The sequence below is a fragment of the Streptomyces sp. 7-21 genome (genome assembly GCF_016741785.1).
GTDB lineage: Bacteria > Actinomycetota > Actinomycetes > Streptomycetales > Streptomycetaceae > Streptomyces.
This window is the reverse complement of sequence record NZ_JAERRL010000009.1, coordinates 25847-46070: the sequence shown is the minus strand read 5'-3', so window position 1 is coordinate 46070 and position 20224 is coordinate 25847. Positions and strand designations below refer to the sequence as shown.

The following is a 20224-nucleotide window of genomic DNA, read 5'->3' as shown; positions in this document are numbered from 1 at the left end:
ACAGAACGTTCGCACGCACGTACGCCTCGTACACGCTCGTCCGGCATGGGCGGTCATGGGCGATCCCGGCGGCTGGCGGGCGAGCTCGAGCCGACCGGCGCCGCCGGTGACACACGGGCGGCCGTCTTCACCGAGATCCTCACCGCCGGCCCCACCTCGCGCACCGAACTGGCCCGCCGGCTCGGCCTGTCACAGTCCACCATCACGCGCGCCGTCACGCCGCTCCTCCAGACCGGCTACCTCGCAGAGGCGGGGGCACGCAGCTCGGGCGGGGGACGGCCGCAGCGCATCCTCACCGTGGCCAGGGACCGCTACTTCGTCGTCGGTGTCAGGCTCGCGCCGCACACCGTCACCGCCGTGCTGACCGACCTGGAGGCGACGGTCGTCGCCCGCAGCGCGCTGCCGGTCCCGGCGGGCGCCGCACCAGAGGACGTGCTGGCCCTGGCCGCGCAGGCCGTGCACTTCCTGCGTGCGGCCGACTGCCGGTCCGGCGAGCGGCTGCTGGGCGTCGGCGTCGGGCTGAGCGGGCACGTGGACGCGGCCTCGGGGCGGTGCGTGCGCTCGGGAACCATGGGCTGGTCGGAGGTGGACGTGGCGGGCCCGCTGACCCGCACGCTCGGCCTGCCGGTGGTGGTGGACAACGACGCCAACGGACTCCTCGTCGGCGAGCGGTGGTTCGGCGCCGGGCGGGCGTGCGACGTCATCGCGCTCGTCACCATCGGCGCGGGCATCGGCTGCGGACTGATGCTCGGCGGCGGGCTGTTCACGGGAGCGTGCGGCCTGGCGGGCGAACTCGGCCACGTGCCCATCGAGCCGGGCGGGCCCCGCTGCTCCTGCGGCAGCCGGGGCTGCCTGGAGGCGGTGGCATCCGACGAGGCCGTGCTGGCGGCGATCTCGCGCGCCTCCGGCGTGCCGTGCGCGACCATGGACGAGGCGCGGGCACGGGCACGCGGCGGCGAAGCGGCGGCGCTTGAGGCGTTCGCGGACATGGGTGCCGCCCTGGGGCGGGCGCTGGCGACGGTCTGCAACTTAGTCAACCCCGAACTCGTCATCCTCAGCGGCGAGTCGGTCCATACCTACGAGTTCTTCGGGCCCGCCTGCCGCGAGGCGTTCCAGGCCCACGCCTTCTCCACGGCGGCCAGCTCCTGCACCCTGGTGACCCACCCGGCCGACGACGAGGTGTGGGCCAGAGGAGCCGCCTGCCTCGCCATCCGCGAAGCCGTCCACGCCCTGCCCTGACGCCCGCCACCGACCGGGCCGCCCTTCTCCCTGTCTCGGCCGCTGACCGAGGTTCGCACCCCCGTCTGCACGTCTCGTGGTTCCACGTCACGGGTGCCTGCGCAGCGGATCGTCCCGGTGAGGCGTGCGAGGGAGCCGGAGTGAGGAGCGGCGAACAGTGCTACCCGGATGAGGCGGACCCGGATCACGCCGGGCCAGCCGCTGGTAGGTCGGCTCTCCGGCTGCCCGGTACAGCGCGACCAGCTTCGCGTGGAACTCCCGTTCCGGATCGCATTGCGGTCCCACCCGCTACCGCTCCTCCCTCCGCGGCCCGCCACCCCGCGCACCGTCCGGACCCCGTCCGGACCGGACGCCCTCCGGAAAACTCCTGGCACCGGGGCTGGCCAGGATAAACGGCCCGCAGCAGCCCGTGCGGCCTTTCCGGATGACTGCTGCTCAGGGCTCTCATGGACATCACCGACCGCCACAACACGGAGGTGTCCATCCATGACTGCCCTGTTCCCCGTCTCCGACGGCATCCTGCTGTCCGCCGGCGTCGCCGGCGCTGTGTACACCGTCACGGTCGCCGCCGTCGCTCTGACCGCCGCTCTGGCCCGGGACACCCGGCGCCGGCGCGACGCCCGCGAAGCTCTCAAGGTCCTCCTGCGCCGCAGGGCCGGCGGCCGGTGAGCCGCACGCGCCCCACTGCTGGCCGACTGGCGGGAAACGGCGTGCCCCGCAAGGTGATCGACGTCTTCCACCGCGTCCGCGCGCCGGCTGACGCGGGCCTGTGGCGCGGTGGCGGAATTGTCAGTGGCCGGGCCTACCGTAGGGGCCATGGAACAACGAGTAAGCCTGATCACACTGGGAGTGACGGATTTGCCGCGGGCGAAGGCGTTCTACCAGGCGCTGGGGTGGCGGGGGCACGAGGTCGAGCAGACCGTGTTCTTCCAGGCGGGCGGCATGGCCCTGGTGCTGTGGGGGCGGGAGAAGCTGGCCGAGGACTGCGGGCTGCCCGCCGGCGAGCCCGGGGGTTTCAGCGGCATCGCCCTGGCGCACAACGTCCGCTCCCCCGGGGAGGTCGACGCGCTGCTGGCGGCGGCGGAGCGCGCCGGGGGGACGGTCACCAAGCCCGCCCGCCGCACCTTCTACGGCGGGTACGCGGGCGTCTTCACCGACCCGGACGGCCACGCGTGGGAGATCGCGCACAACCCCGGCTTCACCCTGGCCGAGGACGGCTCGCTCACGCTGCCCGACTTCGACGCGCTCTGACGGCCCGGCACGCGGAAGGGGCCCCGCGGGCGGGCGCCCGGGGAGCCCCTTAGCGTGATGCGCGCCGGCCGTCCGGCCGGGCAGCGGAGCAGCGCTCAGCTCACCACGAGATCTCGCCGTTGCCGCCGTCGAAGACGACGTCGGAGCAGGAGTAGAAGTTCTCCTGGCTGTCCGAGCGGATCCAGTGGATGAACATGATGTGCTGGCCGCTGCGCTCCGGCAGCTGGACGTCCCAGTAGTAGTAGCCGCCGTTGGAGCCGGCGCTGCCGGACTGCGGCGGGTCGGTCACCGAGTCGACCAGCTCAAGGTCGCTCCAGGACAGCGGCTGGTTCGGGTTCCAGCCCTCCTTCGTCAGGTAGACATCGAAGTCACCCGGGTGAGCGGCCCAGTTGCTGTACTGGATCTCGATGTTGGCGCCCGAGGTCAGGTGCGTGGTGGGCCAGTCGGTGCGCGCCGCGTTGTACGAGGAGAAGTCGTACGGGCCGTTGTGGCCACCGCTGCAGATCTCACCGTCCGGGATGTACCCCTCGGTCCGGCCGCCGCCGTTGGAGTCCAGCACGGCGAACCAGTTGTACAGCGGCGTCGTGCCGGTCTCGGCGACGGCGTCCGCGCAGGCGGGGTTCGACGGCGTCTGGTTGCCGCTCTCGAGCATGTCCAGGTAGCACAGGTAGGTGCGCGACCCGGGGTACATGGCGACACCGTGCGCGGATGCGGGAGCAGGCATGGACACGCCGACGAACGCCAGCAGCGCGGTGCCCGCCACGCTCAGGGACTTGGTGAGACGAGCCGGACTCTTCTTCCGGCCCTCTGTTCGAATGGCCATGGGGGGTCTCCTCTAGAGGGTGATGCCATTCAGCTACGGACCTAACGCCAGTGGCGGCACCCACGTGACGCTAGCGTGGGAGCGCTCCCGCAACCACGCTAGCGTCCACCCCCTCGTTTCGTAAACGTTGCGTCAGCATTCCGTTTGCCGTGACGCAAAGTCCGCCCGGTTCCGGGAGGCTCGGCCGCGCCCGCGCCGCGGTGCCGCGGCGCCCGTTCCCAGTGGTGAAAACGCCCCGTCAGCCCGCCAGCAGCTCCCGCACAAGCGCGCCGACCTGTTCCGTCTCGATCAGGAAGCCGTCGTGCCCGTATGGCGAGGAGATGACGCGCACCGGCCCCGCGCCGGGGATGTGCTTGGCCAGCTCGGCCTGGTCCGCCAGCGGGTACAGCCGGTCGGAGTCCACCCCCGCCACCAGCGTGCGCGCCGTGATCCGCCGCAGCGCCGCCGCCGTGCCGCCCCGGCCGCGCCCGATGTCGTGGCCGTTCATCGCCTCGGTGAGCACGACGTAGCTGCCCGCGTCGAACCGCCGCACCAGCTTGGCGGCGTGGTGGTCGAGATAGGACTCGACGCGGTACCGGCCGCCGTGCGCCGGGTCCTCGCCGTCCTGCGGCAGCCGCCCGAAGCGCGCCTGAAGCTCCGCCTCGCCCCGGTACGTCAGATGCGCCAGCCGCCGTGCCAGCCCCAGGCCGGCGTGCGGCCCGCCCCCGGGCCCGGCGTCGTAGTAGTCGCCGCCCCGCCACCCCGGATCGGACCGTATCGCCGCCAGCTGCACGGCGGCCAGGCCGATCGGGAGCGCCCCGCTCGCGGCGGGGCAGGCCAGCGGCAGCAGCGCGGCGACCCGGTCCGGGTACATCACCGCCCACTCCAGGGCGCGCATCCCGCCCATCGAGCCGCCCACGACCAGCGCCCAGCGGCGGATCCCCAGCAGGTCGGCGAGCCGCGCCTCGGCGACCACCTGGTCCCGCTGCGTCAGCCGCGGAAACGCCGCGCCCCACCGCCGCCCGTCGGGCCGCCGCGAGGCCGGCCCGGTGCTGCCCTGGCAGCCGCCGAGCACGTTGGGCGCCACGACGAACCACCGCCGCGTATCCAGGGGACGGCCCGGACCGACCAGGCCGTCCCACCACCCCGGCGTCGGGTGGCCCGGCTCGGCCGGGCCGCCGACGTGGCTGTCACCCGTGAGCGCGTGCAGCACCAGCACGGCGTTGGACCGGTCCGGCGCCAGCCGCCCCCACGTCTCGTAGGCCAGCCGCACGCCCGGCAGCGACGCGCCGGACTCCAGCGGCAGCGGCCGGTCGAAGACCGCCCACTGCCGGCGTCCGTTGGGCGACCGCCCTTCCTGCCAGGCGCCGGACGCCGGGAGGGCCGGCGGTCGCCGCACCGTCGTCAGGACGCCCCTTTCGCCGCCCGGAACCCGGCCTCCAGGTCGGCCTTCAGGTCAGCCAGCCCCTCGATCCCGACCGACAGCCTCACCAGCCCCGGTGCCGTGCCGGTGGCCGCGAGCTCCTCCGGCCCGAGCTGGCTGTGTGTCGTGGACGCCGGGTGGATGATGAGGCTGCGCACGTCGCCGATGTTGGCGAGGTGGCTGAACAGCTCCACCGCGTCCACGAACCGCTTCCCGGCCTCCACGCCGTCGCGCAGCTCGAACGACACCACCGCCCCGGCGCCGCGCGGCAGGTACCGCTGCGCCGCCTCGTACCACGGGCTGGAGGGCAGCCCCGGGTAGTGCACGGCCCGCACCTCGTCCCGGCCCTCCAGCCACTCGGCGATGGCGAGCGCGTTCTGCGAGTGCCGCTCCAGCCGCAGGCTCAGCGTCTCGATGCCCTGGAGCAGCAGGAACGCCGAGTGCGGCGCCAGCGCCGGGCCGAGGTCGCGCAGCAGCTGCACGCGCAGCTTCGCCGCGTACGCCCCCGGGCCCAGGTCCGGCCAGTACCGCAGGCCGTGGTAGCTCGGGTCGGGCTCGCTGAAGCCGGGGAACCGGTCGGGGTGGGCGCCGAAGTCGAACGAGCCGGCGTCCACGACCACGCCCGCGATGCTGGTGCCGTGCCCGCCGAGGAACTTGGTCGCCGAGTGGACGACGACGTCGGCGCCGTGCTCGATGGGGCGCAGCAGGTAGGGCGTGGGGATCGTGTTGTCCACGATCAGCGGCAGCCCGGCCTCGTGCGCCACGTCCGCCACCGCCCGCACGTCGAGGACGTTGCCGCGGGGGTTGCCGAGCGTCTCGGCGAACAGCGCCTTGGTGTTCTCCCTGATCGCCGCGCGCCAGGCGTTCGTGTCGTCGGGGTCGTCGACGAACGACACCGAGACGCCCAGCCGGGGCAGGGTGTGCCGGAAGAGGTTGTACGTGCCGCCGTACAGGGAGGTGCTCGACACGACGTGGTCACCGGCGCCCGCCACGTTCAGCAGCGCCAGGGACTCGGCGGACTGCCCCGAGGCCGTCGCCACCGCCGCGACGCCGCCCTCCAGCGCGGCGACCCGCGCCTCGAACGCGTCGGTCGTCGGATTGTGGATGCGGGTGTAGATGTGGCCCTGTTCGGCCAGGGAGAACAGGCCGGCGGCGTGCTCGGTGTCCCGGAAGACGAACGACGTCGTCTGGTACACGGGCACGGCGCGCGCTCCGGTCGCCGGGTCGGGCCCGGTGCCCGCGTGCACCTGCCGGGTCTCGAACGACCAGGCGGCAGCGCTGTCGGCGGCTTCGGTCATGCGTCACGTCCTTGTCGTGGGGGGAGAACCAAGAAGAAGAGGGGAGCGATGGCATCCGCGCACGCCGCGTAGGCGGCGCGTGCGCGCTCCGTCACGCCGCACAGGCTAGGCATCCGCCCGGGCCCCGGGGAAGATCTGGTCATGCATTGCCAAATAACCGTCATGCCAGGTCACATGGCCGCAACACTGGCCGTGCGGGACGACGTCGCCGGGCCGCCGGTGGCGGTCTCCGGGGAGCTAACGGGCGTGCCCCTCCGCGCAGGCGGCTGACCGTCTTTGAGTAGCGGGACAGGCGGTTGTACTCATCCGCCGGCCGTCCCGGCCCGCTGCAATGCGGACCATGAACCCTTCACCGGTATCTGGAGTGCCGCGTCCGGCCCGCGGCTTATGGGGCCGGGCCGTGGTCATCTTCGCGCTCGTGCTGACGCCGCTGATGTTGTACGTCAACTGGGCGTATTTACTCGGGGCGGCCATGCTGACCGGCACCGGCGACGAGGCGCTGACCGGCGCCTTGCGCCGCATCACCCCCTGGGTGTTATCGGCGGGGCTGGGATCGCTCGCCGTGACCATCGTGCTGTGCGCGCTGCTCGCTGACCGGGACGACGGCACCCGGGCGGCGCGGCACTGGGTGGCGGGGATACAGCTCGTCCTTCTGCTGCTGCCCGCGCTGCTGCTGGCGAACCTTCCCTACCCGGACTGAGAGGAGACGGCCGCATGTTCGCGCCTGTCTACGCGCTGCTGGGCCTGGCGCTGGTCTGCACGGTGCTTGCCTGCTGCGACCAGCGCAGGCTCTGGTACCTCGCCCGGGACCGGGCCCGCGGCGGGCCCGCCGCGGACCGGTCGTCCGGCGTGCGCTACGTGCTCAGCCGCCTGGGCCTGGTCCTCGCCTCGCTCGGGCTGATCACCGCGGCGATGTTCACCTCCATGGCGCTCGGCTGAGGCACGTCCGGGCCGGGCGCCAGCAAGCGGGCGGGCGTGGCTAGCCTGGCCTGCCAGGCGCCCGCCCGGGCGCCCGCGACGACGGGGAGGCGGTCAATGAAGCGGTGGCTTCGGGTAGTTGTGGGAATCGCCGTACTGGCGGGGGTGGTGGTCTTCGGGCTGTTCTTCAACCCCTGGGGGGAGTCGGACGATCCGCCGGCCCTGGAGGACGCCGTGGCTGAAGAGCTGGCGCGCCGCGGGGAGTCTGCCGCCGAGCAGTACCGCGAGGCGCACGACGACGAGCTGTCGCGGACCGTGAGGTCGGTCCACCCGTCGGTCAACGACGACGGCACGCCGGACGTCCTGGTCGTCGTGGACGAGGGCGTGACCGAGGAGCAGGCCGGCACGGTCGCGGAGAGCATCCTGCGGTTCCTGGCCGAGGAGCGGGGCGCCGACTTCTCACGCGGGTACACCGCCACGGTCTTCGACGCCACGGGCGCGGTGCTGCGGCGGATCGACACCACCGACTGCCCCCGGGCGGACAACGACGCCCTGCGCTGCGACCCGGCCTGAGCCGCGCCCCGCGGGGGAGCGCGGCCCGGGCCGGGCCGGGGATCAGCGGGCGGAGAAGGAGTGGACGGTGGTGGAGCGGTAGGTCTCGCCCGGCCGCAGCACGGTGCTGGGGAACTCCGGCTGGTTGGGCGAGTCGGGGAAGTGCTGCGTCTCCAGGCACAGGGCATCGGACTGCCGGTAGGTGCGGCCCGAGGTGCCGGTGAGGGTGCCGTCCTGGAAGTTGCCGCTGTAGAACTGCACGCCCGGCTCGGTCGTGGCGATGTCCATCTGGCGGCCGGAGGCCGGGTCGTAGAGCGTGATGGCGTGCTCGGGGCGGCGCGTGATGCCCTTGTCGAGCACCAGGTTGTGGTCGAAGCCCTGGGCGATCAGGATCTGCTCCGCGCCGGCCCGCAGGTCGGCGCCGACGGCCTTCGGGCGGCGGAAGTCGAACGGCGTGCCCGCGACGGAGGCCAGCTCGCCGGTCGGGATGAGCGTGTCGTCGACCGGGGTGTACCGCGAGGCGGCGACGGTCAGCTCGTGGTTCTCGATGGAGCCGGAGCCCTCGCCCGAGAGGTTGAAATAGGTGTGGTTGGTGAGGTTGACGACCGTCGGGGCGTCGGTCGTGGCCTCGTAGTCGATCCGGAAGTCGCCGTCGTCGGTCAGGGTGTAGGTGACGGTGACGGACAGCGTGCCCGGGTAGCCCATCTCGCCGTCGGGGCTGGTGTAGGTGAGCGTCAGCGCGGCCGGGCCGGAGGGGGTGACGTCCCAGACGCGCTTGTCGAATCCCTGGTCGCCACCGTGGAGGCTGTTGGGGCCGTCGTTGACCGGCAGCTGGTACTCGGTGCCGTCCAGGGTGAACCGGCCGCGCGCGATGCGGTTGCCGTAGCGGCCTATCAGGGCGCCGAAGTACGGCGAGTCGCTGACGTACGAGCCGAGATCCGCGAAGCCGAGCGAGACGTTGGCGTACCGGCCGTGGCGGTCGGGTATCTCCAGCGACTGCACGACGCCGCCGTAAGAGAGGACCTTCAGGCGGGTCCCGCCCCGTTCCAGGGACCAGCGGTGGACCTCGGTGCCGTCGTCGAGGCGGCCGAAGGTCTCGCGCCGGGGCCCGCGGCCGCCGCCGCTGCCGCCGTGGCCGTGCGCGTGCGCGCCGCCCACCGTGGCCGCGGTCAGACCCGCCGCCGCGGCTGAGGCGATGACCGCCCGTCGTGAAGTAGACATGATTAGCGGCTCCTTAGGCTTGTGTAGGTGCGTTGACTGACCGGGTGGTTCAGGTGGTCGCGCGGCGCTTGTTCCAGATGTCGAACGCGACCGCGGCGAGCAGCACCAGGCCCTTGATGACCTGCTGCCAGTTCTCGTCCACGCCGACCAGCGACATGCCGTTGTCCAGCACGCCCAGCACCAGGCCGCCGATGACGGCGCCCAGCACCGTGCCCACACCGCCGGACATCGACGCGCCGCCGATGAACGCCGCGGCGATCGCTTCCAGTTCGAACAGTTCACCGGCGCCCGGCGCGGCCACGCCGAGCCGCGCGGTGAACACACAGCCCGCGAGCGCGGAGAGCAGGCCCATGTTGACGAAGACCAGGAACGTCACCCGCTGGCTGTTCACGCCGGAGAGCTGCGCGGCGGCGCGGTTGCCGCCGAGGGCGTACACGTGGCGGCCGATCACCGAGTTGCGCATCAGGAAGCCCATCAGCACCAGCAGACCGCCGAGGATGAGCAGCACGATCGGGGCGCCGTGCCAGCTCGCCAGCGTCAGGGTGAACGCCATGACCGCGGCGATGATCGCGGCGCACTTCAGCACGAACAGGCTGAACGGCATGACGTCCAGGTCGTAGGCCTGCTGCTGGCGGCGCTTGCGCAGCTCGCTGATGACGGTGAAGGCGCAGACCGCCAGGCCCAGCAGCACGGTCAGGTTGTGGTAGTTGGTCGTCGGCCCGACCTCCGGCAGGAAGCCGGTGCCGAGGTCACGGAAGCCCTCGGGGAACGAGGACTCCGACTGGCCGTCCAGCGTCAGGCGGGTCAGGCCCCGGAACAGGAGCATGCCCGCGAGCGTCACGATAAAGGAAGGAATGCCTACATAAGAGATCCAGAAACCATGCCAGGCGCCCACGGCCGCGCCGAGCAGCAGCGTGAGGATGAACGCCAGCTGCCATGGCATGCCGTGTTGGACCATCAGCACGCTGGCGACGGCGCCGGTGAACCCGGCGACCGAGCCGACGGAGAGGTCGATATGCCCGTTGATGATGACGATCATCATCCCGATCGCGAGGATCAGGATGTAACCGTTCTGCTGGATGATGTTGCTGACGTTGTTGGGCAGCAGGATGTCGCCGCCCGTCCAGATCTGGAAGATGACCAGCAGCAGGGCGAGCGCGATGAGCATGCCGTACTGCCGGACGTTCGTCCGCAGCCCGCGCAGCACCTGCTCCAGGGCGCCGCCCTGGCCGCCGGAGCCGCCGTCCTTGCCGGTGGTGGCCGGCTTGGTCTCCACGTCCGTCTTCGCGTTCATCTCAGCGCTCTCCACTCCCCGTCACGGTTCCACTCGCGGCCCTGCCGTCGCGTGGTTCGGTCATCAGGCGCAGGAGCGCCTCCTGGTCGGCCTCGGACCGCTCCAGCACGCCGGTCATGCGGCCCGCGGCCATGGCGGCGATGCGGTCGCACAGCCCCAGCAGCTCCGGCAGCTCCGAGGAGATGACGATGACGGCCTTGCCCTCGGCGGCCAGGCCGTTGATCACCTGGTAGATCTCGGATTTGGCGCCCACGTCGATGCCGCGGGTCGGCTCGTCCAGGATCAGCACGTCGGGCTCGGCCTGGATCCACTTGCTCAGCACGACCTTCTGCTGGTTGCCGCCGCTGAGCTTGCCGGTGTGCTCGAAAACGGTGGGCGCCTTGATGTTCATTCTGGTGCGGAAACGCTCCGCGGTGCGCGTCTCCACGTGCTCGTCGATCACTCCGTGCCTGGCCATGCCCGGCAGCGCGGCCAGCGAGATGTTGCGGCTGATCGAGTCGATCAGGTTCAGCCCGTAGGTCTTGCGGTCCTCCGTCACGTAGGCGATGCCGTGGCGGATGGCCTGCGAGACCGTCTTGAGGGTGACCTCCTTGCCGTGCAAACGGACCGTGCCGGACTCATAGCGGCCCCAGGAGCGGCCGAACAGGCTCATCGCCAGTTCGGTGCGCCCGGCGCCCATCAGCCCGGCGATCCCCAGGATCTCGCCGTGCCGCACCTCGAACGACACGTCGTCGACGACCCGCCGCGACGTGTCGAGCGGGTGCCGCACCGTCCAGCCCTCGACCGACAGCGCCACCTCCCCGGCGCGCTCGCCGGTGTACGGCGTCCGCTCGGGGAAGTACTGCGTCAGCTCGCGGCCGACCATGCCGCGGATCAGCCGGTCCTCGGACACGGCCGGCTCGGCGCCGCGCTCCTCGCGCACCGTCAGCGTCTCGATGGTGCGGCCGTCCCGCAGGATCGTCACCGCGTCGGCGACCTGGAGCACCTCGTTCAGCTTGTGCGAGATCAGGATGCTGGCGATGCCCTGCTCGCGCAGCTCCATGACCAGGTCGAGCAGCTTGGCGCTGTCGGTGTCGTTCAGCGCGGCCGTGGGCTCGTCCAGGATCAGCAGCTTGACGCGCTTGGCCAGCGCCTTGGCGATCTCGACCAGCTGCTGCTTGCCGACGCCCAGCTCGGAGATCAGCGTCTGCGGGTGCTCACCGGTCAGGCCGACGCGGCGCATCAGCCGTTCGGTCTCGCGCAGCGTGGTGCTCCACGAGATCAGGCCGCCGCGCCCGGCCCGCTCGTTGCCCAGGAAGATGTTCTCCGCGATCGACAGCTGCGGGATCAGCGCGAGTTCCTGGTGGATGATGACGATGCCGCGCCGCTCGCTGGCGCGGATGTCCTTGAACTGGCACAGCTCGCCCTCGAAGTAGATCTCGCCTTCGTAGGAGCCGTGCGGGTAGACCCCGGAGAGCACCTTCATCAGGGTGGACTTGCCCGCCCCGTTCTCTCCGCAGATCGCGTGGATCTCGCCGGGGCGCACCGAGATGTTCACCCCGTCGAGCGCGCGGACACCCGGAAAGGTCTTGGTGATGCCGCGCATCTCCAGTACGTGCCGCTCCATAGCGCACACTCCTTACGTCGCCGGACGCGGCTAGTTCCGCAGCTCCGCTTCGGTGTAGTAACCCTCTTCGACCAGCAGCTCCCAGTTGCTGGCGTCGATGCTGACCGGTTCCAGCAGGTAGGCCGGCACGACCTTCTCGCCGTTGTCGTACGACTCGGTGTCGTTGGCCTCGCACTCCTGGCCGTTGAGCAGGGCGTCACCCATCTGCACGGCCTGGGCGGCCAGTTCGCGGGTGTCCTTGTAGACCGTCTGCGTCTGCTTGCCGGCGATGATGGACCGCACGGAGGAGATCTCGGCGTCCTGCCCGGTGATGACCGGCAGCGGCCGGGACTCGGTGCCGTAGCCGGCGCTCTCCAGGGCGGAGATGATGCCCAGCGAGATGCCGTCGTAGGGGGACAGCACCGCGTCGACGCGCTCGCGGCCCCGGTAGTGGGCGGTGAGCAGGTCCTCCATGCGGTCCTGCGCCAGGGCGCCGTCCCAGCGCTCCGTGGTGAGCTGCGCCAGGCGGGTCTGGCCGCTGAGCACCGTCAGCTGGCCCTCGTCGATGAACGGCTGGAGCACGTCCATCGCGCCGTTGAAGAAGTACCGGGTGTTGTTGTCGTCCGGGTCCCCGGCGAAGAGCTCGATGTTGTAGCTGTCGTTGCCGCCTTCCTCCAGGCCGAGGGCGTCCACGAGGTACTGCCCCTGGAGCTGGCCGACCTGGTAGTTGTCGAAGGTGGCGTAGCAGTCCACGTGCGGCGAGCCCATCAGCAGGCGGTCGTACGAGATCACCGGGATGTTCGCGTCCGCCGCCTGCTGGAGCACGTTCCCCAGCGCGGAGCCGTCGATAGCCGCGATCACCAGCAGGTCCACGCCCTGCGCGATCATGTTCTCGATCTGGGTGATCTGCTGGGGGATGTCGTCTTCGCCGTACTGGAGGTTTGCCTCGTACCCGGCTTCCTCGAACTGCCGCACCATGTTCTCGCCGTCGGCGATCCAGCGCTCGGAGGAACGGGTGGGCATGGAGATGCCTACCGTTCCGCCGTTCCCGCCGCCGTCGTACTTCGAACCGCCTGGCGCGTTCTGGCCGCACGCGGCGGCGGTCAGTGCCAGTGCGAGAGCGGCTGCCGCCGCCCCTGTGGCTCGGGCAAGACGTGTACGAGACATCGTGGTTCCGTCCTTTTCGTCGGGAGGACCTATTCCTCCGCGGTGGCGGTGACGCCGGAAGCCGTGCCGGGTTCCGGCGCGGGGAAACGGTTCAGCGGTCCGGGCAGGCGCGAGCCCAGCGGGGACATGCCCTCGTCGGCGCCGAGCCGGGCCAGCAGGTCGAGGGCCAGGCGGCCGCGGCGCACCCGCTCCCGGGCGGTGTCCAGGGTGACGTCGCGCAGGTGGGCGCCGAACGGGTAGATGCCCGGGGCCTTGCTCAGGCCGAACTTCAGGTAGATCGGCCCGCCCCGGCGGATCAGCTCGGCTATGTCGTACATCCGCACGTAGCCGCCGAGGTCGTCGGGCGCCTCCAGGTAGAAGTCGAGCGGGACGCGGGTGACCCGCCGGATCTCCGTGAGGTGCTCGAGCGTCAGGTCGGAGGGGATGTTCACGGAGTCCGCGCCGAGGCCCTCGTGGACGGCGATGGAGGCCGGGTTGACCGGGCCGATGAGCGCGGAGACCTTGAACGTGGTGTCGGCGGGCAGCGTGCCGGCCGCGCGCAGCCGGTGCAGCAGCCACAGCACGCCCTCGTCAGCGACCAGCAGGCAGCGCACGCCCAGCTCGGTGGCGCGCAGCGCGTCCTCGACGCAGCCGGCGACGGCGCTGTGGCCGCGGGCCCGCAGCCCGGCGCCGCCGGAGGCGGTGCGGGTGCTGGCGCCGATGTCCCAGGTGCCGCGGGGGCCGGTGAACAGGCACAGCTCGACGTTGGCCTGGGCGCAGGCGTCGACCATCTCGGTGATCTCGGAATCGGTCAGCATCCACACGCCGCTGCCCTGGCTGATGCGGTGGATGGGGACGCCGAGCTGGGCAGCCTCCTTGAGAACCGTGGCGAGGGCCTCGGGGCCCTCGACCGAGGGGATCTCCGTGCGCCACTTGCCCCCGTCGGGGAAGGTGTGCGGCGAGGCGTCAGCGGGGTCGTCCGGTGGGGAGGCGATGCCGAGCGACGCCAGTGCGGCGTCGGCGGGGCGGCGACGGCGGGTGTTGGCGGAGGCGGACTCAGACACGATGCTCCATCTGGTTGTTCGGTATGTCGTACGTGGTTCGGTTTGCGTGACGCGGGTTGACGGAGGTGTGGGTCGCCCTCGGCCCACCGGGTGGCAGTGAGTACAGTCCAGCAGTGAGGCCGCGCGGTCTAGGGTTTGAGCAAAACCTTGCCCACATCGGGATCACCGCTGCCGACCAGATCGATCGCTTCCCCGAACCTGGACAGGGGAATCTCGTGCGTGATCAGCGCGCCGGGGCGCAGCAGCCCCAGCGTGAAGGCGCGCACCGCGTAGGCCCAGGCGCTCGGCGGAGCGCCGAAGACGCTTGCCACGGTCAGCTGGCTGACGGACAGGTGCACCGGGTCGATGCCCGTCGCCCCCGCCTCCGGCATGCCGGTGAGCACCACCCGGCCGCCGCGCCGTGCCAGCAGGCAGGCGTCGTGGGCCGTCGTCGGAGCCCCGGCCGTCTCGATCACCAGGTCGTACCGGCCGCGCAGCCCGGTGGCCTGCTCGGGCGTGACGGCCCTGGTGGCGCCCATGGCCGACGACGTGCGCAGCGGGCGTGAGCGCGGGTCGACGGCCAGCAGCTCGGCAGGGGAGGAGGCGGCGAGGAACTGCACGGCCAGCAGGCCGAGCGTCCCGGCCCCGACCACCGCGACCCGCTCGCCGGGGCGCGGCGCCGCCGCCAGCACCGCGGCGGCGGTCACGGCCGCGGGCTCCAGCAGCGCGGCGGCCCGCAGGTCGGCGTCGTCGTCCAGCAGGTGCAGCAGCCGGGCGGGCAGCACCAGCCGGTCGGCGAACGCGCCGGGCTGGGTGAAGCCGGTCTCCTCGTAGCCGGCCGTGCACAGGCTGGTCTCCCCGGAGCGGCAGCGCTCGCAGGACTGGCAGGCGCGGAAGCCCTCGCCGACCGTCTTGCGCCCGGTCAGCGCCGGGTCCACGCCCTCGCCGACCGCCTCGATCACCCCGGACCACTCGTGGCCCGGCGTGACGGGGTAGCGCACGTAGCCCTCGGCGCGGGTGCCGTCGAACACCTCCCGGTCGGAGGCGCACACCCCGGCGGCGTGCACGGCCACCCGCACCTCGCCGGGCCCCGGCTCGGGCACGGGCCCGGTCGCCAGGCGGAAGGAGCCCGGCTCGTCGATGACAACGGAACGTGAGGTCACGCGTTACTCCTGGCGTCCCTGTGCGCCTTCGCGCTTCTCCCAGCCCTCGGCCCACAGGTCGAACCGGGCCTGCTGCTGCGGGAACTCCGCGGCCGCGTCGGTGTCCAGCTCGACGCCGAGCCCGGGGGCATCGGAGAGCGTGAAGTAGCCGTCGACGACCTCCGGCGCGCCCTTGACGACGCGCTTGATCTCGGAGTCGGCGAAGTCGTTGAAGTGCTCGAGGATCTTGAAGTTGGGGGTGCAGCCGGCGAGCTGGAGGCTCGCGGCCGTCAGGACCGAGCCGCCGACGTTGTGCGGAGCGACGAGCATGTAGTGGGTCTCCGCGGTGGCGGCCAGCTTCCGCATCTCGCTGATGCCGCCGATGTGGCCCAGGTCGGGCTGGATGATGTCGGCCGCCTGCAACTCGAACAGCTCGCGGAACTCGATGCGGTCGTGGATCCGCTCGCCGGTCGCGATGGGCAGGTGCGTGCGCTCGGCGACCTTGGCGAGCGCCTTGAGGTTCTCCGGCGGCACCGGCTCCTCGATCCAGGAGGGAGCGAACGGCTCGACCTCCCGCGCGATCCGCACCGCCGTCGCCGGGCTGAACCGGCCGTGCATCTCCAGCAGCAGCTCACGCTCCGGGCCTATCGCGTCCCGCACCGCCTCGACCAGGGACACCGCGCGGCGCGTCTCGGCGTAGTCCAGCTCGAAGCTGCCGGTGCCGAACGGGTCGAACTTCAGCGCCTGGTAGCCGCGCTCGACGACCTTCCGCGCCGCCGCGTGGAACGCCTCGGGCGTGCGCTCCACCGTGTACCAGCCGTTGGCGTAGGCCTTGACGCGGTTGTCCTTGGCGTTGGCCCGCCCGCCGAGCAGCTGCCAGACCGGCACGCCCAGCGCCTTGCCCTTGATGTCCCAGCACGCCTGCTCCACGCACGCGATGCCCGACATGACGATCTCGCCGGCCCGGCCGTAGTCGCCGTACTTCATCCGGCGCACCAGGTCTTCCAGCGCGAACGGGTCGGAGCCGGCGATGTGGTTCCGCTCCGCCTCGCGGAGGTAACCGACGAGCGCGTCGGTGTGGCCCAGCATCCGGGTCTCGCCGACCCCGGTGAGGCCCTCGTCCGTGTGCACCTGCACGTAGGTCAGGTTGCGCCAGGGCGTGCCGACGACATGGGTACTGATTCCGGTGATGCGCACGGGGCCCAATCCTTTGCGGTGGTCATGCGAGCCGAAAGCGTTCGAGATTTCGTATCTCGTTCGAAATGCTGTGCATGAAGCTAATGAGGCGCACCATCGCCTGTCAATGGTCCCTCTCACCCCGCCTTGAGCGGAAGACCTCAGCCGCCGCCGTCCCGCGTCACCCGCTCGTAGGCCAGCCGCGCCAGCTCTCGCTGTCCCTCCTCCGAGGGATGAAACCAGTCCCAGCCGCTGAGGTGGTCCGTGGTGAACGGATAGGAGAAGACCGCGCCGTCGTCGTACCGGCACAGCGGATCGGCGCCGCACACCTGTGCCAGCACCGCGTTGTACTCCTCGATCCGCTCGCGCACCGCCTCGCGCCGCTGCACCGCGCGCTCCCCGCGGTTCCCCGGGTCGGCCAGCACCGACGGGCAGATGTCCGCGGCCTCCCAGATCAGCGCGGCCATCGCCGAGCCGCTGCCCTCCTCCCACAGCCGCATCAGGTCCGGCACGCTGGAGACGTACACCTGCGTCGACTCGTCGGCGGCGCGGATCTCGTCCAGCGCCCGGGTGAAGCCGCGCTCGAACTCCGCCACGCTCGTCATCTCCGTGACGTCCGGGGCGCACGCGTCATTCGCCCCGATGAGCACCGTCACCAGGTCCGGATCGTGCGCCATCGCCTCGCGCGCCTGCGCCGCCAGGCCGGAGACGGTCGCGCCCGCTTCGGCGTAGTTCCACGCCCGCTCGGTGACCGCCGTCTCGTCGCCCAGCAGCCGCATCGCCAGGCTGTCCACGCCCGCGTCCGTGCCGGTCGCCCACGACGCCTCCGGGCAGTCCGCCAGCACCCGGCAGGTGTCGAAGCCCGTCGTGATGGAGTCGCCGAGCGCCGCCAGCGACGACGGGCTGGTGTCCCACGACGGCTCCCCCGCCTCCGGCTCGCGCGAGGACGCCTCCCGCTCCGCCCCGCCGTCCCGCGGACCGGACGAGGACGAGGACGTGCACCCCGCGGCCGCCAGCACCGTCAGTGCGGCGGTCACCGCTGCCAGGCGGAATCGCAGAGCCCTTGGCTGGGCCGGGCGGCGTGGCGGCATCGAGCGTCCTTCGGATATTCCGGGGCGTATTCCCCCGCGCGGACCGGTACGGCGGCAGGGCCGCGCCGCCGCCGCGCGGTAGCTTTGGGTTCTGGCACTGGGCGGCGCGACGGAAACCCTCCACCAGCCTAGAAGACGGCAGGTGGCCATGGGTCAACACCCGGGCGCGGCGGGGCTGGCAAAGAGCAAAGCGGGAGGTCCCGATGACGACACGAGGCGTTCTCTACGTGCACTCCGCGCCCCGCGCGCTGTGTCCGCACATCGAGTGGGCCGTGGCCTCCGTGCTGAACACCCGCGTCAGCCTCGACTGGACCAGACAGCCCGCCTCCCCGGGCACCTGGCGCGCCGAACTCTCCTGGCAGGGCGAGGCGTCCATCGCCTCCCGGCTCGCCTCGGCCCTGCGCGGCTGGCAGATGCTGCGTTTCGAGGTCACCGCCGAGCCCTGCTCCCAGGCCGAGGGCGAACGCTACAGCTGCACGCCCGACCTCGGCATCTACCACGCCGTCACCGGCCCCCACGGCGACATCATGATCCCCGAGAACCGGCTGCGCGCCGCCGCCGAGCGGGCCGCGCGCGGCGAGAGCGACCTCCTCACCGAGATCACCGGTCTGCTCGGCAAGCCGTGGGACGACGAGCTGGAGCCGTTCCGGTACGCCGGCGAGGGCGCGCCGGTGCGCTGGCTGCACCAGGTGGTCTGACGGCCCGCTGCCGCGGCCGTAGCGTGGGCGCATGACCGAACAGACCGACCAGACCCCGGAGCAGACCGACCAGACCCCGGAGCAGTCCGGCCAGACCACCCATCAGCCGGCCCCCGCCGTGGCGGTGCTCGGCACCGGCATCATGGGCGGCGCCATGGCCCGCAACCTCGCCCGCGCCGGCCTGGAGGTGCGCGCGTGGAACCGCACCCGGGCCAAAGCCGAGCCGCTCGCCGCCGACGGCGTCCGCGTCGCCGCCACGCCCGCGGCGGCCGTGCGCGGCGCCGGCACCATCCTCACCATGCTCTACGACGGCCCGGCCACCCTGGCCGTCATGCGCGACGCCGCCCCGGGGCTGCGGCCGGGCGCCGTGTGGCTGCAGAGCACCACCGCCGGGCTCGACGACCTGCCGGCGCTGGCCGGCTTCGCCCGCGATCACGGCCTGGTGTTCGTCGACGCGCCCGTCCTGGGCACCCGCCAGCCCGCGGAAGCCGGCACGCTGACCGTGCTGGCCGCCGGACCCGAGGAGGCCAGGCCCGCGCTCGCGCCCGTGCTCGGCGCCATCGCCGCGCGCACCCTGTGGACCGGTCAGGAACCGGGCGCGGCCACGCGGCTGAAACTGGTCTGCAACAGCTGGGTGCTCGCCGTCACCCACGGCACCGCCGAGGCGCTCGCGCTGGCCGACGGGCTGGGCGTGCGCACCGAGGACTTCCTCGACGCGGTCGCGGGCGGCCCGCTCGACCTCGGCTACCTGCGCGCCAAGGCCGCCGTGCTCCGCGGGGGCGACCTCACCCCGAGCTTCGCCGTGGACACCGCGGCCAAGGACACCCGCCTGATCCTGGCGGCCGCCCGGGCCGCGGGCGTCCGGCTCGACGCCGCCGAGGCGGGTGCGGAACGGTTCCGCCGTGCCTCCGCTCAGGGGCACGGCGGCGAGGACATGGCGGCCTCGTACTACGCCAGCTTCCCCGGCCGCTGAACGCCGGGGACGCGGGCCAGACGACAGCGGTCAGACGGCGGTCAGACGGCGGTCAGACAGTGCGGAAGGCGAGCACGATGTTGTGGCCGCCGAAGCCGAAGGAGTTGTTGAGCGCGGCGATCGTGCCCGACGGCAGCTGCCGCGGCGTGTCACGGACGATGTCGGCGTCCACCTCCGGGTCCAGCTCGTCGACGTTGATCGTCGGCGGGGCCGTCCGGTGGTGCAGCGCCAGCACGGTGGCGACGGTCTCCACGCCGCCCGCGCCGCCCAGCAGGTGACCGGTCATCGACTTGGTCGAGGCGATCGCCACGTGGTCCAGGTCCTCCCCGAGCACCTGGCGCAGCGCCTTGATCTCCGCCACGTCACCCTGCGGGGTGGACGTCGCGTGCGCATTGACGTGGACGAGCTGCTCCGGCTTGAGGTCCGTGTCCTCCAGCAGGTGCCGCAGCGCCGCCGCGATGCCCCGGCCCTCGGGCTCCGGCTGCGCGATGTGGTGGCTGTCGGCCGACAGGCCCTGGCCCAGCATCTCGCAGTACACCCGGGCACCCCGGGCCGCCGCGTGCTCGGCCGACTCCAGGACCACCACGCCCGAGCCCTCACCCAGGACGAAGCCGTCACGCTTGGTGTCGTACGGCCGCGAGGCGCGCTCCGGCTCGTCGTTGTTCTTCGACATCGCCATCATGTTGGCGAAGGCCGCGATCGGCAGCGGGTGGATGCACGCCTCGGTGCCGCCCGCCACGACCACGTCCGCGCGGCCCGACCGGATCATCTCGGCCGCGTAGCCGACGGCCTCCGCGCCCGAGCCGCAGGCGCTCACCGGCGTGTGAGCGCCGGCCCGCGCGCCCACGTCGAGGCTGACGTTGGCCGCCGGGCTGTTGGGCATCAGCATGGGCACCGTGTGCGGGGAGACCCGCCGCGGGCCCTTCTCGTTAAGCACGTCGTACTGCTCGAGCAGCGTCGTCACGCCACCGATCCCGGAGGCGATCACGGCGCCGACCCGGTCCGGATCGAGCGAGGGATCCTCGCCCGCTTTCCCCGTAAAGCCCGCGTCCGCCCACGCTTCCCGCGTGGCGAGCAGCGCGAACTGGGCCGAGCGGTCCAGCTTGCGGGCCACCGGCCTCGGCAGCGCCTCGCTCGGCTCGGCCGCCGCGGTGGCGGCGATCCTGACCGGGAGGCTGGCGGCCCACTCCTGCGTGAGGACCCGTACGCCGGAACGCCCGGCCATCAGGCCCTCCCAGGTCGCCGCGCTGTCGCCACCCAGCGGTGTGGTTGCGCCGATACCGGTGACGACCACCGTTCGATTGGTCGCGTTCACAGGGACTCTCTATCCGCTAGTCGGGGGTTGTGCTCCTCCGCCACCGCCAGGTGGCGA

19 protein-coding genes and 1 pseudogene are annotated in these 20224 nt (G+C 72.2%); 8 read left to right on the top strand and 12 right to left on the bottom strand.

From position 1 onward, the window contains the following. Positions 1 to 45: 45 nt before the first annotated feature. The 3 genes from JK356_RS13430 to JK356_RS13420 all read left to right on the top strand — a co-directional run bounded on the left by JK356_RS13430 (position 46) and on the right by JK356_RS13420 (position 2490). Positions 46 to 1239 carry an ROK family transcriptional regulator gene (locus tag JK356_RS13430; RefSeq protein WP_201867947.1) on the top strand — a complete coding sequence of 398 codons (1194 nt, stop codon included), beginning with the start codon at positions 46 to 48 and terminating at the stop codon, positions 1237 to 1239. Between the two features lie 486 nt (positions 1240 to 1725). Beyond that, positions 1726 to 1908: a hypothetical protein gene (locus tag JK356_RS13425; protein ID WP_201867946.1), complete on the top strand. Its 183-nt coding sequence runs from the start codon at positions 1726 to 1728 to the stop codon at positions 1906 to 1908. Positions 1909 to 2055: 147 nt separating this feature from the next. Then, a complete protein-coding gene (locus tag JK356_RS13420; RefSeq protein ID WP_201867945.1) occupies positions 2056 to 2490 on the top strand; it encodes a VOC family protein in 435 nt (144 codons plus the stop codon). Between the two features lie 106 nt (positions 2491 to 2596). Here JK356_RS13420 and JK356_RS13415 read toward each other — a convergent pair. The 3 genes and pseudogenes from JK356_RS13415 to JK356_RS13405 form a co-directional block, all read right to left on the bottom strand. Further along, a pseudogene (locus JK356_RS13415) lies at positions 2597 to 3313 on the bottom strand (lytic polysaccharide monooxygenase); the annotation flags it as partial. 238 nt (positions 3314 to 3551) lie between these two features. Beyond that, on the bottom strand, positions 3552 to 4700 hold the full coding sequence (locus tag JK356_RS13410) for a homoserine O-acetyltransferase (RefSeq protein WP_201868155.1): 1149 nt from the start codon (positions 4698 to 4700) through the stop codon (positions 3552 to 3554). Further along, the gene (locus tag JK356_RS13405) at positions 4697 to 6013 is read right to left on the bottom strand and encodes a bifunctional o-acetylhomoserine/o-acetylserine sulfhydrylase (RefSeq protein WP_201867944.1); all 1317 of its coding nucleotides are present in this window, start codon (positions 6011 to 6013) and stop codon (positions 4697 to 4699) included. The genes JK356_RS13410 and JK356_RS13405 overlap by 4 nt, the downstream gene beginning before the upstream one ends. A gap of 400 nt (positions 6014 to 6413) precedes the next feature. On the opposite strand from JK356_RS13405, the gene JK356_RS13400 reads away from it, so the two are divergent. The 3 genes from JK356_RS13400 (at position 6414) to JK356_RS13390 (ending at position 7504) form a co-directional block, all read left to right on the top strand. Further along, on the top strand, positions 6414 to 6713 hold the full coding sequence (locus tag JK356_RS13400; protein ID WP_201867943.1) for a hypothetical protein: 300 nt from the start codon (positions 6414 to 6416) through the stop codon (positions 6711 to 6713). A gap of 14 nt (positions 6714 to 6727) precedes the next feature. Then, positions 6728 to 6952: a hypothetical protein gene (locus JK356_RS13395; RefSeq protein WP_201867942.1), complete on the top strand. Its 225-nt coding sequence runs from the start codon at positions 6728 to 6730 to the stop codon at positions 6950 to 6952. A gap of 96 nt (positions 6953 to 7048) precedes the next feature. Then, complete coding sequence (locus JK356_RS13390) at positions 7049 to 7504, top strand: hypothetical protein (protein ID WP_201867941.1); 456 nt, start codon at positions 7049 to 7051, stop codon at positions 7502 to 7504. Between the two features lie 42 nt (positions 7505 to 7546). Here JK356_RS13390 and JK356_RS13385 read toward each other — a convergent pair whose 3' ends face one another. The 8 genes from JK356_RS13385 to JK356_RS13350 form a co-directional block, all read right to left on the bottom strand. Then, entirely contained in the window at positions 7547 to 8704 is a 1158-nt protein-coding gene (locus JK356_RS13385) for an aldose epimerase family protein (RefSeq protein WP_201867940.1), read from the bottom strand. A gap of 49 nt (positions 8705 to 8753) precedes the next feature. Further along, positions 8754 to 9998, bottom strand: coding sequence for a multiple monosaccharide ABC transporter permease (gene mmsB / locus JK356_RS13380; RefSeq protein WP_201867938.1), 1245 nt, complete (start codon positions 9996 to 9998; stop codon positions 8754 to 8756). A gap of 1 nt (position 9999) precedes the next feature. After that, positions 10000 to 11604, bottom strand: coding sequence for a multiple monosaccharide ABC transporter ATP-binding protein (mmsA, locus tag JK356_RS13375; protein ID WP_201867937.1), 1605 nt, complete (start codon positions 11602 to 11604; stop codon positions 10000 to 10002). Positions 11605 to 11634: 30 nt separating this feature from the next. Further along, entirely contained in the window at positions 11635 to 12750 is a 1116-nt protein-coding gene (gene chvE / locus JK356_RS13370) for a multiple monosaccharide ABC transporter substrate-binding protein (RefSeq protein ID WP_201867936.1), read from the bottom strand. Positions 12751 to 12779: 29 nt separating this feature from the next. Further along, a complete protein-coding gene (locus tag JK356_RS13365) occupies positions 12780 to 13793 on the bottom strand; it encodes a hypothetical protein (RefSeq protein ID WP_201867935.1) in 1014 nt (337 codons plus the stop codon). A gap of 128 nt (positions 13794 to 13921) precedes the next feature. After that, the gene (locus tag JK356_RS13360) at positions 13922 to 14935 is read right to left on the bottom strand and encodes a zinc-binding dehydrogenase (RefSeq protein WP_201867934.1); all 1014 of its coding nucleotides are present in this window, start codon (positions 14933 to 14935) and stop codon (positions 13922 to 13924) included. 3 nt (positions 14936 to 14938) lie between these two features. Beyond that, entirely contained in the window at positions 14939 to 16111 is a 1173-nt protein-coding gene (locus JK356_RS13355) for a mandelate racemase/muconate lactonizing enzyme family protein (RefSeq protein WP_201867933.1), read from the bottom strand. A 140-nt stretch (positions 16112 to 16251) separates the two neighbouring features. Then, on the bottom strand, positions 16252 to 17127 hold the full coding sequence (locus JK356_RS13350) for a GDSL-type esterase/lipase family protein (RefSeq protein WP_307815561.1): 876 nt from the start codon (positions 17125 to 17127) through the stop codon (positions 16252 to 16254). A 257-nt stretch (positions 17128 to 17384) separates the two neighbouring features. Here JK356_RS13350 and JK356_RS13345 point away from each other — a divergent pair, with 257 nt between their 5' ends. Further along, positions 17385 to 17879, top strand: a complete 495-nt coding sequence (locus JK356_RS13345; protein ID WP_201867930.1) for a DUF3145 domain-containing protein — start codon at positions 17385 to 17387, stop codon at positions 17877 to 17879. 142 nt (positions 17880 to 18021) lie between these two features. Then, entirely contained in the window at positions 18022 to 18852 is an 831-nt protein-coding gene (locus JK356_RS13340; RefSeq protein ID WP_236671280.1) for an NAD(P)-dependent oxidoreductase, read from the top strand. A 52-nt stretch (positions 18853 to 18904) separates the two neighbouring features. On the opposite strand, the gene fabF is transcribed toward JK356_RS13340, so the two are convergent. Then, positions 18905 to 20167 carry a beta-ketoacyl-ACP synthase II gene (gene fabF, locus JK356_RS13335; protein WP_201867928.1) on the bottom strand — a complete coding sequence of 421 codons (1263 nt, stop codon included), beginning with the start codon at positions 20165 to 20167 and terminating at the stop codon, positions 18905 to 18907. Positions 20168 to 20224 lie beyond the last annotated feature (57 nt).